Origin of the sequence: Rhizobium sp. M1, assembly GCF_002531805.1 — a bacterium.
Classification (GTDB): domain Bacteria; phylum Pseudomonadota; class Alphaproteobacteria; order Rhizobiales; family Rhizobiaceae; genus Rhizobium; species Rhizobium etli_C.
Map to the genome: position 1 here is coordinate 21,380 of NZ_NWSW01000046.1, position 14,273 is coordinate 35,652.

A 14,273-nucleotide genomic window follows, 5' to 3' on the forward strand; every position below is an offset into this window, starting at 1 on the left:
GAGCGCAGTTTGAAGGTCGGCTTTTTCTTCAATGATCCTTCTCCGCACTCTGGCGGCGTATTTACTTATCAGCAGGATATCTTCAGGTCCTTTCTGGAACTGGCGGCAGAGTCACGTCACGAATTCCACGTGATTTGCGAACACGATAAGCAAGAGGATTTTTCCGCCCTTCCGGGCCGTCCTTCCAACGTGCATATTTCTGCCATGGCCGCTCCCGAGCCGCCGCTCACGCCACGCCGGCGCGTCAAGCGTTTCTTGCGGCGCGTGCTGCGAAAAGACAATGGAGCGCGCGAAAAGGGGCCTCAGATCAGCCGTGCCGCGGCGGTCCTGGCGCGGAATGATATCGAGTTCACCTGGTCGATCGGGCACTATGAGCATGAAGCTTTCGACGTGCCTTACATTACCACCGTGTTCGACCTTCAGCACAGGCTGCAGCCGTTTTTTCCCGAAGTCAGCCTGGGCGGATTGTGGGATATTCGTGAAGAGTTCTTTAGCCGCTATCTCAGGCGTGCTGCGTATGTGATTACCGGCACCGAAGAAGGCCGGCGCGAAATCGAAAATTTCTACCGTGTTCCGGCAAAGCGTATCCGTGTTATTCCCCTGCCCACGCCTAGCTTTTGCTTCAATCCTCCGGAGATCGACTCGCCGTCCCGGCTCCAGGCTTTGGGAATTACCGGCCGATATCTGTACTATCCAGCGCAATTCTGGGCACACAAGAACCACGCCAACCTATTGCACGCGTTACGCTTGATCAATGACGGAGAGGCGGAGCCGTTCCAGCTCGCCTTGGTGGGGTCCGATCACGGCAATCTTGAGCACTTGCGCTCGCTGGCGCGCAACCTTGGTATAGAACAACAGGTGCTGTTCCTCGGTTTTGTCGCCCGTGAGGATCTGACCGCGCTCTATCAGGGAGCGTTCGCGCTGACTTATGCAAGCCAGTTCGGACCGGATAATTTGCCGCCCCTGGAAGCCTTTGCCCTTGGATGTCCGGTGATAGCCTCGAACTATGACGGCGCCCGCGAACAATTGGAGGACGCCGCCCTCTACGTCGACGCCTTGGCGCCGGAATCAATCGCTGCTGCGGTTCGACAGTTACTGCAAAACCCTGATCTGCGCCAGCAGATGATCGAGAAGGGTCATATACGGGCTCGCAAATGGACCGCCGCCGATTACGTGCGGCAGATATTCTCTATACTTGACGAATTCGAAATGGTTCGTCGATGCTGGCGCTGAATAACATCTCTCAACCAAGTGTCTACAACTCTTGGGAGACGCTTGATGAGGTGAAAAAAGGCCTCTACGCCGCCATGTGCGGCGTTGTCTGCCCGCTGTCGGGAATCACTGACAAAACGGCGATGCCGGCCTCCCTGGCGGCGCTCAAAAGCAAATCCCTAAGCTGATCCGTCCCCGCTTGCCCCGTAATGGCATCCGCGCAAGCCTTCACGGCCGCGACGTATTCCTCTCCATCCTCAAGCGGCCATTCCGTCATTAAAACCTCGGCTGCGTCGCGGAGCGTTCTCACGATCCTACGCTGGTGCCGGGCGCCAAGAAAGAGAACAAGAGGCGAAAAATCCGCCGATGTGTTCCATTGCATTGCACTTTCTCCCCAAGGATTAGAATATTAGTAATAATGCAAGGAGCGTGCCGGGCAAGATGGAAAGCGGCTTTGTTGCTCGATTGAGCCATTTTCTTCTGATCCCCGGCAACGATCTGGGTGACTAGTGCGGCAGCTCGGTTGTTCCATTGCTCAATGCATGGCCTTGCGGAAAGCGCCGCTCCCCGTCCCATCCCTCGCAAGCCTCGCACAAGAACGAAATCGGATACCGAGAGAAGGATAAACATCCGGCCGTTCCGCCCGAGGAGAGACTTCCCGCCTGTCGGGGTCTCAGCGAACTCCCGCGGAAAGCCGATTGCTGGACACTCTGGAGTTCGCCTGGGATGAAAGTTGTAATTCTCGCCGGTGGCCTTGGCTCGCGTCTTGCCGAAGAGACCAGCGTGCGGCCCAAGCCCCTGGTCGAAATCGGCGGCATGCCGATCCTCTGGCACATCATGAACATCTATGCCCACCACGGCCTCAACGACTTCATCATCTGCGCCGGCTACAAGGGCTACATGATCAAGGAATACTTCGTAAACCTTGTTCTGCATCACAGCGACATCACCGTCGACCTCGGGGCCAACAGCATCAACTATCACGGCGGCAAACGACCGGATTGGCGCGTGACCGTGGTCGATACCGGCATGCATTCGATGACCGGCGGCCGTCTGGGGCGCATTCGCGAGCATCTCACACCAGGCGAACCCTTCTGCATGACTTATGGCGACGGTGTCGGCGACATCGATATTGCGGCCGAAGTCGCCTTCCATCGCGATCATGGCCTGAAGGCGACGATGTGCGCGGTAACCCCGCCCGGACGTTACGGCGCCACGAATATCGAGGGTCAGTTCATCACCTCCTTCGTGGAGAAACCGCGAGGCGACGGCCAGCGTATCAATGGCGGCTTCTTCGTGCTCGACCCCTCGGTGATCGATCTCATCCCGAGCGACGACACGATCTGGGAAGCCGGACCGCTGGAGTGGCTCGCCACCAACAATCAGCTTGCCGCCTTCAAGCATGACGGCTTCTGGCAGCCAATGGATACGCTTCGCGAGCGCACCCATCTGGAGGAACTCTGGAATTCCGGAAAGGCGCCGTGGAAGCTATGGGCCTGACGGACTTCTGGAAAGGTCGGCGGGTCTTCCTGACCGGACATACCGGCTTCAAGGGATCCTGGCTCTCCCTTTGGCTGGAGCGCCTCGGCGCCGATGTCGCCGCGGTTTCGCTGGCGCCGGAGACCGAACCGTCGCTCTACCGGAAACTCGCTCCCTGGGACAATCGCGGCCACCATATCATCGATATCCGTGATGCCAGCGCACTTCTTGGCGTCTTTCAAGGCTTCGAGCCGGAGATCGTCATTCATATGGCGGCGCAGGCGCTGGTGCGGCGCTCCTATGAGAACCCGGCCGAAACCTTTTCGACCAATGTCATGGGAACGGCGAATGTTCTCGACGCGGTCAGGCAGGCGCCCTCGGTCAAAACGGTGCTCGTCATCACCTCCGACAAGGTCTATGCCAACAATGGCAGCGGCATACCCTTCGTCGAGACCGATACGCTCGGCGGCAAGGATCCCTACAGCAACTCCAAAGCCTGCACCGAACTCGTCTGCCAGAGCTACCGCGACAGTTTCTTCAAGGGGCGCGACATCCAGCTCGCCACGGTGCGCGCCGGCAATGTGATCGGCGGCGGCGACTGGTCGAAGGATCGGCTGATCCCGGATTTCATTCGCGCTTTCGAGAGCAACCAGCCGATCCTGCTGCGTTATCCCGAGGCGGTCCGTCCCTGGCAGCATGTGCTGGAGCCATTGGGCGGTTATCTCGCCTTCGCCGAAGCACTGACGCTTGGCGGTGACAGGAAGCTGCCCGATGCCTTGAATTTCGGTCCGCATCCCGAGAGCTTCGCGACCGTTTGCGAACTTGCCGAAGCGCTCGGGCGCGCGCACCGCGTCGAAGACGTGTGGCGGCTTGCGCCGGGCGAACATCTGCCCGAAGCGCCGGCCCTGACGCTGAGTTCGGCGCTGGCGTTCGACACCATCGGCTGGCGGCCGCGCCTCAGCCTGCAACAGACCATCGACTGGACTGCCGCCTGGTACCAGGCCAACCGCGAGGGCGAAGACATGCGCGCCTTCTCGCTCGGTCAGATCACGGCCTATGAGGAAGCCATATCATGACAGCGCACAATTGCCGATTTTGCGACGCTCCGTTGAAGCATCGTTTCGTCGATCTCGGCTCGACGCCGCTCGCCAATGCCTATCTGACGGCAGAGCAGCTCACACAGCCGGAGCCGTCCTATCCGCTGCGCGCCTTCGTGTGCTCGGAATGCTGGCTGGTGCAGGCCGATGCCTTCGTGCCGCCGGAGGACATCTTCAGCCATTATGCCTATTTCTCCTCCTACAGCGACAGCTGGGTTGAGCACGCGCGCCGCTTCACCATCATGGCCCGCGAGCGCTTCGGCCTTGGCGCGACTTCACAAGTTATCGAAGTGGCGAGCAATGACGGCTACCTGCTGAAACATTTCGTCGAGGCCGGCGTGCCGGTGCTCGGCATCGAGCCGGCCGAAAACGTCGCCGAAGTCGCGCGCGGTATAGGCGTTCCGACGGAAGCACGATTCTTCGGCAAGGCGACCGCCGCCGATCTCGTGTCGCGCGGCCACGCCGCCGACATCGTCATCGGCAACAATGTGCTTGCTCACGTACCCGACATCAACGACTTCGTCGGTGGGCTTTCGACTGTGCTGAAGCCGGACGGTGTCGTGAGCGTCGAATTTCCGCATCTCCTGCGGCTGATGGAAAGCATCCAGTTCGACACCGTCTATCACGAACATTTCTACTATCTGTCGTTGCTCGCCGTCGAAAAGGTCTTCGCCGCCCACGGCCTGAAGGTGTTCGATGTCGAGGAACTGCCGACTCATGGCGGCAGCCTGCGCATCCTCGCCTGCCGCACGGGCTCGACCGCCCACACGACAGGTCCGGGCCTGGCAAGGGTGCGGGCCGACGAAAAGGCCGCCGCCTTCGACAGGACGGAAACATACGAGGCATTCCAGAGCCGTGTGGCGCCGATCAAGGAAGGACTGCTCTCCTTCCTCGAGGAGGCAAAGCGGAACGGCAAGAGCGTGGCCGCCTATGGCGCCGCCGCCAAGGGCAATACGCTGCTGAACTTCTGCGGCGTCGGCACCGATCTCATCGACTATGTCGTCGATCGCAACCCGCACAAGCAGGGCCATTACCTGCCGGGCAGCAGGCTGCCGATCTATGCGCCGGAGAAGATGGAAGAAACCAGGCCGGATTACGTGCTGATCCTGCCCTGGAACATCAAGAACGAGGTTGTTTCCGGCAACAGCAAGGTCGCCACCTGGGGCGGACAATTTGCCGTCGCCGTGCCGGAATTGACGGTGCTCGGATGAGGTTTGCGCCGACCGCTGTTGCGGGCGCCTTCGTCGTCGACGTCGAGATACGCGCCGACGACCGCGGGATGTTTGCGCGAACCTTCTGCGCGGAAAGCTTTGCCGCGCACGGGCTCGCCTCGGTCTATCCGCAGTGCAACCTCTCCCAGAACCACAGGCGCGGAACGCTGCGCGGCATGCACTATCAGGCCGATCCGAAGCCGGAGGCGAAACTGGTGCGGGCCGTGCGCGGCCGGGTCTTCGACGTCGCGCTCGATCTGAGACGGGAATCGCCAACCTATCTCAAATGGGCCTCCGTCGAACTCGACGCGACCAGCCGCAATGCCTTTTACATTCCTGCCGGCTGCGCGCATGGCTTCCTGACGCTCGAGGACGATTGCGAGCTCTTCTACCAGATGTCTGAGATCTATGTGCCGGAACTCGCCCGCGGTGTCCGCTGGGACGATCCCGCCTTCTCGATCGCCTGGCCTTTTACGCCGAGCGTCATCAGCGAGCGCGACGTCGCGCTTGCAAGCTACCGCCAGGAGAAAAACCTTTGAGCGGCATTAAACTCAGCATCTGTATTCCGACATACAATCGCGAAGCCTACCTCAGAAACGCGCTCAGCGACAGCCCGCTGGAAAGCACAGCCGTCTTCGTCAGCGTCGAAAGAGACCAGGAGTATTTCGTGGCTCTCGGCTACCTGCCCAATCTGGTGCTCCACGAACACGACGTCGCTCGGCACATTCTCATGTGAGCCTGGCGCCAGTTTCAAAAGCTAGTGTCGTGGCAGGCGCCTGCGTCTTGACTTCAATTCAACAGAAATAGCGGCATGACAAACAGGATCTTTTATACCAAGCCTTCCATCACGCAGCTTGAAACCGATTATGCCACCGACGCGGCAGCAACCGGCTGGGGCGCACGCTGTTACGACTACATCAACCGCTTCGAACGCGACTTCCAGGCTTACCTTGGCAGCGACTTCGCCATCGCGACATCGAGCTGCACCGGCGCCATGCACATGGGTCTGGCTGCACTCGGCGTCGGCGAAGACGACGAAGTCATCCTCGCTGACACCAACTGGGTCGCCACCGTTTCGCCGATCGTCCAGCTTGGGGCCAAGCCGGTCTTCGTCGACGTGCTGGCGGATTCCTGGTGCATCGATCCTGAAGAGGTCGAGCGGCACATCACCCCGAAAACCAAGGCGATCATTGCCACCCACATCTACGGCAATCTTTGCGACATGGATGCGCTGCTCGAGATCGGCAAGCGCACCGGCATCCCTGTCATCGAGGATGCGGCGGAAGCGATCGGCTCCGTCTACCACGGCCGCCGCGCCGGCTCGATGGGCGTCTTCGGGACCTTCTCCTTCCACGGCACGAAGACGTTGACGACAGGCGAAGGCGGCATGTTCGTCACCAGCGACGCCGCGCTCTACGAGCGGGTGCTGACGCTCAGCAACCACGGCCGCGCACGCGGCCAGACCAAGCAGTTCTGGCCTGATGCGATCGGCTTCAAATACAAGATGTCCAACATCCAGGCGGCCATCGGCTGCGCGCAGCTCGAGCGCGTTGAAGAGCTCGTCGCCCGCAAGCGCGAAATCCTCACCGCCTACATGCTCCGGCTTTCCGCCCTGCCTGGCATCTCGATGAACCCGGAATATAGCGGCACGATCAACGGCGCGTGGATGCCGACCGCGGTCTTTCATCCATCGACCGGGATTACCCGCGAAATGATGCAGCAGGCCTTCGAGGCCGCCAATATCGATGCGCGCGTGTTCTTCTATCCCCTCTCCAGCCTCTCCATGTTCGAGGATCGGCCGGAGAACGTGAACGCCTGGAGCATTCCGGGCCGCGCGATCAATCTGCCCAGCTATCACGACATGAGCGAAGCCGATGTCGACCGGGTGGCGGCAACGCTGCTCGACATGGCCGCCGGGCGAATCCACCACAACAGCACGGCATTGCGGCAGTCGGTCTAAGACAGCCCTACAGCGAAGGACACAGAACAGTCATGACCACCAAGGACGATCGTCTCGAATTCGAAGCCCATAAGCGAGAGATGTCGCTTGCGCTCGGCAAGGACGAGGCAAGCTTCCAACAATCGCTGAACACGCTGATCGGGCTCGACAAGTTCGACTATTTCTATCTCTGGTCATGGATGGGCGTGCCGATCATCCAGCTGCCGGTCGATATCCTGGCGACCCAGGAAGTCATCTGGGCGACCAAACCGGACGTCATCATCGAAACCGGCATCGCCCGCGGCGGTTCGCTGATCTTCATGGCGTCGATTCTCGCCGCCATGGGCAACGACAAGGCCAAGGTTGTCGGCGTCGACATCGACATCCGGGCCCATAACCGCGAGTCGATCGAATCCCATCCGATGTCGAGCCGGATCAAGATGATCCAGGGCGGTTCCGTCGACGACGAGGTGCTTGCTGCCGTGAAGGCCGAGATTCCACCGGGCGCCCGCGTGATGGTGGTGCTCGACAGCGACCATTCCTATGAGCATGTTCTGGCGGAATGCCGCGCCTACGGCCCGCTGGTGACGGAAGGCTGCTACCTCGTCGTCGCCGACACGCTCATCGGTCACCTGACCGAGGAACAGGCTTTCACAAAGCGCTCCAAGGTCTGGCTGCGCGGCAACGAACCGCTGAAGGCCATCACCGATTATCTGGCGGAAACCGACCGCTTCGAGGTTGATCCGGTTCTGAACGGCAAGCTCGTGCTGTCTTCCTCACCGGGCGGTTACTGCGTCTGCCGCAAGGCGTGAGCGGACAATCAGGGATCGTCTTGATGACGCAGGTCGATATCGTCAGTCTTAAGGACAACGCGGATCCGGCCGGACGGCTCCGGCTTCCAATCCGGGACGATCGCGGCAGGCACGTGGGCGACCTGCAATGCATCGACAGGTCGATGCTCGATGAGCCCGGCCTGATCGACGACCTAACGACCTGGCGCAACCAGTCGATGCCGTTTTTCCTCACGCAGTTCAGCGCCACCGAGGAACGCACGCGGCGGTGGCTCGAAACCATCTCGCTGCCCGCCGCCGACCGCATCCTGTTCGTCATTTGCGATCCCGGCGGAAATCGGTTCGGCAATTTCGGCCTCTGCAACATACGGCCAGGCTCGGCAGAATTCGACAACGTCATCCGCGGCCGGGCGAGCGAGATCCGCAACCTGATGTTCCATTGCGGCATGACAATGCTGGAGTGGATGTTTTCCGGGCTTGGGGTGGAAACGGCCGAACTGCACGTCTTCTCCCACAATGAAAAGGCGATCGGTCTTTACAAGCGGCTGGGCTTTGCGGCCTCCGAAAGCCTGCCGCTGCGGCGCACCGAAGAAGACGGCATGGTCAAATATTCGGTCGTCGATCGATCGCAAGCAAATGCCGGCTTCGACTATCTGAGGATGGAGCTTCCGGCCCAACGGTTCCGACAGGCGTACCCAAAGGCTTTGCTGACCGGCTGAGGTGTCTATCGCACCGGCTGATAGTGGCCGCGCAGCGGCACCTTGCCGCCCATGGTGACGAAGCCGTCGCGTTCGCAGACATACATCAGCGTCGGCATGCCGCCGGAGCGGAAGATTTCGTCGTAGCGGCGGCGGATCTGGACGGTTTCAGTGCGGCAATTATAGGATTCCTCTTCCTTCTTGTCCGGCTGCGCCTTGACGCCGGGCAGGCCCTTGTAGGGATAGAGGGCTTGAACGTCCGAATTCACCGGTTTTGACCAGTCGACGGCAAAGGCGGATGCTGGCGCAAGGCCTGATAGGGCCACGAGCAATATCGGAAACATCATCACAAGCCGCATGGAACCTCTCCTGCCGGCATCGTCGGCCGCCCATAGGATGTAGGAAAACCGGAGATCCTGATCAAGCAGCTGCCGCGGGCGATTTCCTGAAATAGCTTCTGATAATGGGATGGCTGAGGAGGCCGGCGAGAATCGCAAAGCCGGCGCCGACGACGAAACCGGCAAGGAGGCCGCCAATGATACCGGCGACCAGCAGGATCTTTTTTCCCGGGCCGTCGGCTTTGACCGGCGGCTCAGCCGGCGAGATGACGCGAATGTTGCTCTGGCTGAGGTTCTGCTCCTCGCTCGTCTGGCTCGAGCGCTTCAGCACCGTCTCGTAGATATCGCGCGCCGCCGTCGCCTTGCGCTGCAATTCGTTCAGTTCCACCTGCTTGTCCGAGGTCGTCGCCTGCAGCGCCTTCTGGACGGCAAGTTCCTTGGCGATGCTGTCTTCGGCGGCCTTGGCCTGCTCGTATTCGCCGCGTGCCGAGGTGGCGAGGCGCTGCAATTCACCCCTGATTTCGCCCGATATGCTTTGCAGCGAGGAGCGGGCCGCCTGCAGACGCGGATGACGCGTACCCATCTGGCTTTCGAGGCTGCCGACGGCGGCGGCTTGGGCTGCATATTGCTGGCGCAGGCTGACCAGCGGCGAGGTGGCGCCGCCCTCGGTCTGATTGCCGGCGACGATGTCCTCGACGCGCAGATCGGCGACGGCGTCGGCGCGGGCCTTCGCCTGGATGGTCTTTTCCTGCGCCGTCACCAGCAGCGTGTTCAGCGAGCCGAGCCGCTGATCGGAAATCAGATTGCCCTCGGTCGCGGCCATGTCGTTGTCGGCGCGGAAGGTCTCGACCGCCTGCTCGGCCTCCAGCACCTTCTGGCGCAGGTCGTCGAGACGACCGTCGAGCGTCGAGGAGGTGTTTTCGTAGAGGCCGTTCGAGGCGCTGTTTTCCTCTTCGGTGAAGGCGGTGACGACCTGGTTGGCAAGCCTTGCGGATTTTTCCGGATCATTGGTCGTCGCGGCAAGCGAAACGACATAGGTGGTGGTCTGGCGGGTGATGACCAGCGCCTTCTGCAGAGTGCCGATGACGGCAGCGCCATCGGTCCGGCCGCCGGTGAATTCCGGATCCTGATCGAGTTTCATCGCCTCGACGACGCGGCGCAGCACATTGCCCGAGGTCAGGATCTGCACCTGGCTGTCGATCAGCGCCGAGATCATTTCCGGCGACGGACCGGAAGATTGCGCACCGGCCTCGGCAAGGCCGATCTGGCGCGGATCGAAATAGAGGCTGCTGACGGCAGTGTATTTCTGGCCGATGAACGGCGCCAGCGCGCCGCCGGCGACGGCGCCGATCAAAGCCAGGGCAAGCACCACCAGCCGGCGGCTCCAGATCGCCGCGATGCTGGAGCGGAGATCAAGAAGCGGGGCGGCGGGGGCGGATGCGGTCTGCGGCGGCAGATCGGCCGCGGGCCGCGCGGCAGGCGGAGGCGACGGCTGCTCGGATCGGCGCGTTTGCGCAACGTTTGCCGGCGGCGGCACGAAAGGCGGAGGAGTGGGTTCGGGCGCCGGGCGGGCGAAATCATCCGGGCGGACGACAGGACTGCGCAGGCGCACGCCTTCCGGCGCAGTCTGAGGCGGCTCATAACTGCGCCAGCCGGGCAGCCGGCTTACTCTATTCCTGTCATACTGGCTCATACGCGCACTCGTGTCCCGCCCAGCGTGAAAGACTGAAGCCGAGGTGCCGAGACTTTAGAAATTCTTAGCTAACGGACCGTTAAGATACTGGCAGCCATAGAGATGTTGGCGTTTGCCGCGACTGCGAGGGATAGCCATGAGGACGACACGACATCTGACGGCGCTGCTGCTTGCGGCCGCCCTCATCCCGTCGCCGGCGATTGCGACCGACAAGCCCTGCTATCGCGGCGTCAATCTGTCCGGCGGCGAATATGGCGAGCGCGACGCCACCTACGGCACGAACTACATCTATCCGAGCGAGGCGACGATCGGCTATTTCGCTAGGAAAGGCATGACGATCATCCGGCTGCCCTTCCGCTGGGAGCGGCTGCAGCCGGCGCTCGGCGGTCGGCTCGACGATGACGAAATCAAGCGGATCAAAGATACCGCTGCTTTGATCCGCAAACACGGCATGGCCGTCCTGCTCGACCCGCACAATTTCGGCTATTACGACAAGGTACAGATCGGCACTGCGCCGGCGACGGACGCCGCATTCGCCGACTTCTGGGCGAGGCTCGCGGTCGAATTCGCCAATGAGAACGGCGTGCTCTTCGGCCTGATGAACGAACCGCATGACATCAAGGCGACGGACTGGCTCGATGCCGCCAACGCCGCGATACGCAGCATCCGGGCCGTCGGCGCGCGCAACCTCATCCTCGTACCGGGCACCGCCTGGAGCGGCGCCCACAGCTGGGAAAAAGACGTGATCGGCGGCGCCAACGGCACGGTGATGCTCGGCGTGCGCGATCCCCTCGATTTCTACGCCTACGAGGTCCACCAATATCTCGACGTCGATTCGTCGGGAACCCATCCGACCTGCGAAGGTGCGGCCGGCGCAGTCGAGGCAATCGCCGGCGTCACCGCCTGGCTGAAGCAGAACCACAAGCGCGGCTTCCTCGGCGAATTCGGCGCCTCCGCCGACAAGGACTGCATGGGCGGGCTGAGAGAAATCTACGCCACCATGTCTCGAAATAGCGACGTCTGGCTTGGCTGGTCCTATTGGGCGGCCGGCGAATGGTGGCCGGCGACCGAACCTTTCAACGTTCAGCCGCGTGAGGGCGCTGAGCGGCCGCAGATGCGGCTTCTTGCCGAGTCGGCCAAAGCCGATCGCAGCGCCTGCACCGCCGTCAAGCCCGCGGAGAACTGACCGTGGCAGCCGTCGATCAGAAGACAGCGACGTTCACCGTGGCCGGCAACCGGCTCGATGCGGCCGCGAGGGGATCGCGCGTCGACTATCCGGTGCTCTGGCTCGGCCTGCTGTCGATGCTCTATAACGGCATTCTGGCCTTCATCAACCACAACATCATGCCGCTTTCGTTGACGCATGTCGCCGCCAGCGAAGGCCTGATTCTGGCAAGCGCCATCATCTACATCCTCCACAAGGGGATTTACGAAACCGACCTGCCAGCCTTTCTGTTCCTGCTGTTCACGCTTGTCGTGACCATCTATGTCAGCGTGCTCAACCGCATGCCGTTCGTCGATCATTTCCGCAACGTGCTGATCATCTTCTGCTTTTCCGGCCTCGGCGGCTGGAGCAACGAGAAAACGATGAAGCTGGCCTTTCGCTGGGCAAGCCTTGCGGTGCTGATCTTCCTGATCTTCGAGATCGTCAGCGTGCCGTTCTACGTCAGCATCGTGCATCCGTCCGACTATTTCGCCAATACGCGCGGGCTGCTGCCGCTGAGCTACAATAAGACAGGCCTGTTCCAGAATGCGCTCGGTTTTCCCGAGCGCTTCTCCTTCGGCATCATCGACCACCGCTCGTCGTCGATCTTTCTCGAGCAGGTGTCGCTCGCCAATTTCTGCGGCGTGATCGCGATCTACCTGATCTCCATGTGGGAAAGAACAGGCCGCTGGGACCGGCTGCTGTTCATCGCTACGGCGGTGCTGATCCTGGTGACGAACGATACGCGCACGATGCTGATCTTCTGTTTTGCCTGCATCGTCGGCTATTTCGTCTTTCCGAAGATCCCGAAGAATTTCAATCTGGCGCTGATGCCGCTGATCGTCGCTGCGGGTTTCCTGGTCTATACCCTGAAACCCAATGCGACAGGCGACAATTTCACCGGCCGCATCAACCTGACCATGAAGAAGATCATGGAGCTCGATCCTCTGGCCGTTCTCGGGCTTTCGGTCGACCGGGTCGGCGAATTCGCCGACAGCGGCTATGTCTACCTGATCTACGCGGCGACCATCTTCGGCGTCATCGCCTTCTGGCTGTTCGTCTGCCTCTTCCCTGCCGGCCGCACGGCGGCGCAGCGGCGTTGCGCCCATTCACTTTCTCTTTTCATTTTTCTGAATATGATGATCGGAGGGACCGCCGTTTTCTCGATGAAGATTGCCGGCCTCCTGTGGTTCGTCGTCGGATATATGCGCTTCCACGACAGCCCGCGCATCCGGCAGGGTCGTGCGGCATATGTAGAGAGTTGACCGCAGCGGCACGGTGGCGACCGTCGTCCGCAAGCCCGGGGAGCAAGACGCTCGATGCTTGTCCAGCTTCAGTATCTGCGCGCCGTTGCAGCGCTGATGGTCGTTTATTTCCATGCGATATTGCAGCTTGCCAAAGTCGATCCCGGCATCGACGCCACGGCCTTTCTTTATGGTGAAACCGGCGTCGACATCTTCTTCGTCTTGAGCGGTTTCGTGATGTGGCTGACGACGAGCGGGCGCGCGACGAGCCCTATCGACTTCGCCCGCCGCCGCATCAGGAGGATCGTCCCGCTCTATTGGCTGGCCACGTTGTTTTCGGCGGTCGTGGCGCTGGCGGCGCCGTCACTCCTAAAGTCGACCGTGTTCGACCTTCCGCATCTGACCGCTTCGCTGCTCTTCCTGCCATGGCCCAATGCCGCCGATCCGAGAACGATCACCCCCGTCGTCGTGCCGGGCTGGACACTGAATTACGAGATGTTCTTCTATTTCGTGTTCGCGCTGCTGCTGCCGCTCTCGGAAGCCCGTCGCATTCCGGCCATGCTTGCCGTCTTTGCCGTGATCCTGATCGCCTGCCGGTTGCTGCCGGAAACCACCGCCACCCGGTTCTACGGCGAGCCGATCATGCTGGAATTTCTCGCCGGCGTGGTGCTCGGCTGGCTTTACCGGCAGAAGGTGCTTCTGGCCAACCGCTGGGCATGGGCGGCACTGGCCACCGGCTTTGCGTTCCTCTTCGTCAACGAGGCGCTGATGCAGCCGGAGAGCCGGTTCTACGCCTGGGGAATTCCGGCGATCTTCATCCTCTACGGCGCAGTTTCCATCGACTCTTCGCGGCTGCCGGTTCTCGGATGGCTGAACTATCTCGGCGACTGCTCCTACGCCATCTACATCACCCACGCCTTCACACTCGCTTTTCTGAGGGTCGCCGCCGACCGCCTGCCATTCGGTATCCTGCAGCAGCCGGTGCTCTTCGTGATCCTGTCGCTGGTGCTCTCGTCGATCGGCGGCGCCATCGTCCATGAAATCACCACGCCGCGCCGCAAGGTGGCCGCGGCAAGCCGTCCGCCGGCCTGACTTTCGTGCCGAAGGCGAGAATACGCATCCCCGCGGCGCTGGCGGCACAGTTTTTTGCGCAACTTCTTCTAAGCTAAGGCCTGGAAGCGAGAGAACTTGCAGAGACATGATGGTTCATCTTGCAATTTGTCGCATGAATGAAAGCGCACCGGCCTATTCGCGGCCCGGGCTTTGATCTAAGCACGGCGGCGCTCTTGAAGAGGGAAGAGGGACAGACATGACAAGCTATGTATTGACGGTATCCTGCAAATCGACGCGCGGCATCGTTGCGGCGA

Annotated in this window: 15 protein-coding genes; 12 read left to right on the forward strand and 3 right to left on the reverse strand. The window is 61.3% G+C overall.

The features are described from left to right. Positions 1-9: 9 nt before the first annotated feature. Entirely contained in the window at positions 10-1,233 is a 1,224-nt protein-coding gene (locus CO655_RS29885; protein WP_097667702.1) for a glycosyltransferase, read from the forward strand. A gap of 64 nt (positions 1,234-1,297) precedes the next feature. On the opposite strand, the gene CO655_RS29890 is transcribed toward CO655_RS29885, so the two are convergent. Beyond that, entirely contained in the window at positions 1,298-1,594 is a 297-nt protein-coding gene (locus tag CO655_RS29890; RefSeq protein ID WP_010030002.1) for a DUF982 domain-containing protein, read from the reverse strand. A 344-nt stretch (positions 1,595-1,938) separates the two neighbouring features. Here CO655_RS29890 and rfbF point away from each other — a divergent pair, with 344 nt between their 5' ends. The 8 genes from rfbF (at position 1,939) to CO655_RS29930 (ending at position 8,448) form a co-directional block, all read left to right on the forward strand. Further along, positions 1,939-2,712: a glucose-1-phosphate cytidylyltransferase gene (rfbF, locus tag CO655_RS29895; RefSeq protein WP_097609063.1), complete on the forward strand. Its 774-nt coding sequence runs from the start codon at positions 1,939-1,941 to the stop codon at positions 2,710-2,712. Then, positions 2,703-3,767, forward strand: a complete 1,065-nt coding sequence (rfbG, locus tag CO655_RS29900) for a CDP-glucose 4,6-dehydratase (RefSeq protein WP_097667703.1) — start codon at positions 2,703-2,705, stop codon at positions 3,765-3,767. The genes rfbF and rfbG overlap by 10 nt, the downstream gene beginning before the upstream one ends. After that, the gene (locus tag CO655_RS29905; RefSeq protein ID WP_097667704.1) at positions 3,764-4,999 is read left to right on the forward strand and encodes a class I SAM-dependent methyltransferase; all 1,236 of its coding nucleotides are present in this window, start codon (positions 3,764-3,766) and stop codon (positions 4,997-4,999) included. Before rfbG ends, CO655_RS29905 begins: the two co-directional genes overlap by 4 nt. Then, positions 4,996-5,538, forward strand: coding sequence for a dTDP-4-dehydrorhamnose 3,5-epimerase (gene rfbC, locus CO655_RS29910; protein ID WP_097667705.1), 543 nt, complete (start codon positions 4,996-4,998; stop codon positions 5,536-5,538). Before CO655_RS29905 ends, rfbC begins: the two co-directional genes overlap by 4 nt. Next, complete coding sequence (locus CO655_RS29915; protein ID WP_141514378.1) at positions 5,535-5,735, forward strand: glycosyltransferase; 201 nt, start codon at positions 5,535-5,537, stop codon at positions 5,733-5,735. Before rfbC ends, CO655_RS29915 begins: the two co-directional genes overlap by 4 nt. 75 nt (positions 5,736-5,810) lie before the next feature. Beyond that, positions 5,811-6,959, forward strand: coding sequence for a DegT/DnrJ/EryC1/StrS family aminotransferase (locus CO655_RS29920; RefSeq protein WP_097667706.1), 1,149 nt, complete (start codon positions 5,811-5,813; stop codon positions 6,957-6,959). A 32-nt stretch (positions 6,960-6,991) separates the two neighbouring features. Further along, positions 6,992-7,750: a CmcI family methyltransferase gene (locus CO655_RS29925; RefSeq protein ID WP_097609059.1), complete on the forward strand. Its 759-nt coding sequence runs from the start codon at positions 6,992-6,994 to the stop codon at positions 7,748-7,750. A gap of 23 nt (positions 7,751-7,773) precedes the next feature. Next, positions 7,774-8,448, forward strand: coding sequence for a GNAT family protein (locus CO655_RS29930; RefSeq protein ID WP_097667707.1), 675 nt, complete (start codon positions 7,774-7,776; stop codon positions 8,446-8,448). A gap of 5 nt (positions 8,449-8,453) precedes the next feature. On the opposite strand, the gene CO655_RS29935 is transcribed toward CO655_RS29930, so the two are convergent. Beyond that, positions 8,454-8,786, reverse strand: coding sequence for a hypothetical protein (locus CO655_RS29935; RefSeq protein WP_097609057.1), 333 nt, complete (start codon positions 8,784-8,786; stop codon positions 8,454-8,456). Between the two features lie 61 nt (positions 8,787-8,847). After that, positions 8,848-10,458, reverse strand: coding sequence for a GumC family protein (locus CO655_RS29940; RefSeq protein WP_097667708.1), 1,611 nt, complete (start codon positions 10,456-10,458; stop codon positions 8,848-8,850). A gap of 136 nt (positions 10,459-10,594) precedes the next feature. On the opposite strand from CO655_RS29940, the gene CO655_RS29945 reads away from it, so the two are divergent. The 3 genes from CO655_RS29945 to CO655_RS29955 are packed head-to-tail and all read left to right on the forward strand — an operon-like array spanning position 10,595 to position 13,998. Continuing rightward, positions 10,595-11,644: a glycoside hydrolase family 5 protein gene (locus CO655_RS29945; protein ID WP_097667709.1), complete on the forward strand. Its 1,050-nt coding sequence runs from the start codon at positions 10,595-10,597 to the stop codon at positions 11,642-11,644. A gap of 2 nt (positions 11,645-11,646) precedes the next feature. Continuing rightward, entirely contained in the window at positions 11,647-12,927 is a 1,281-nt protein-coding gene (locus tag CO655_RS29950) for a hypothetical protein (protein WP_097667710.1), read from the forward strand. A 54-nt stretch (positions 12,928-12,981) separates the two neighbouring features. Then, complete coding sequence (locus CO655_RS29955; RefSeq protein ID WP_097667711.1) at positions 12,982-13,998, forward strand: acyltransferase; 1,017 nt, start codon at positions 12,982-12,984, stop codon at positions 13,996-13,998. Positions 13,999-14,273 lie beyond the last annotated feature (275 nt).

Bases quoted from the DNA above. Each gene is read 5' to 3' on its own strand.
- CO655_RS29890 (WP_010030002.1), bottom strand. From the start codon at position 1,594: ATGCAATGGAACACATCGGCGGATTTTTCGCCTCTTGTTCTCTTTCTT.
- CO655_RS29945 (WP_097667709.1), top strand. From the start codon at position 10,595: ATGAGGACGACACGACATCTGACGGCGCTGCTGCTTGCGGCCGCCCTC.
- rfbF (WP_097609063.1), top strand. From the start codon at position 1,939: ATGAAAGTTGTAATTCTCGCCGGTGGCCTTGGCTCGCGTCTTGCCGAA.
- CO655_RS29955 (WP_097667711.1), top strand. From the start codon at position 12,982: ATGCTTGTCCAGCTTCAGTATCTGCGCGCCGTTGCAGCGCTGATGGTC.
- rfbG (WP_097667703.1), top strand. From the start codon at position 2,703: ATGGGCCTGACGGACTTCTGGAAAGGTCGGCGGGTCTTCCTGACCGGA.
- CO655_RS29940 (WP_097667708.1), bottom strand. From the start codon at position 10,458: ATGAGCCAGTATGACAGGAATAGAGTAAGCCGGCTGCCCGGCTGGCGC.
- CO655_RS29930 (WP_097667707.1), top strand. From the start codon at position 7,774: ATGACGCAGGTCGATATCGTCAGTCTTAAGGACAACGCGGATCCGGCC.
- CO655_RS29935 (WP_097609057.1), bottom strand. From the start codon at position 8,786: ATGCGGCTTGTGATGATGTTTCCGATATTGCTCGTGGCCCTATCAGGC.
- rfbC (WP_097667705.1), top strand. From the start codon at position 4,996: ATGAGGTTTGCGCCGACCGCTGTTGCGGGCGCCTTCGTCGTCGACGTC.
- CO655_RS29925 (WP_097609059.1), top strand. From the start codon at position 6,992: ATGACCACCAAGGACGATCGTCTCGAATTCGAAGCCCATAAGCGAGAG.
- CO655_RS29905 (WP_097667704.1), top strand. From the start codon at position 3,764: ATGACAGCGCACAATTGCCGATTTTGCGACGCTCCGTTGAAGCATCGT.
- CO655_RS29920 (WP_097667706.1), top strand. From the start codon at position 5,811: ATGACAAACAGGATCTTTTATACCAAGCCTTCCATCACGCAGCTTGAA.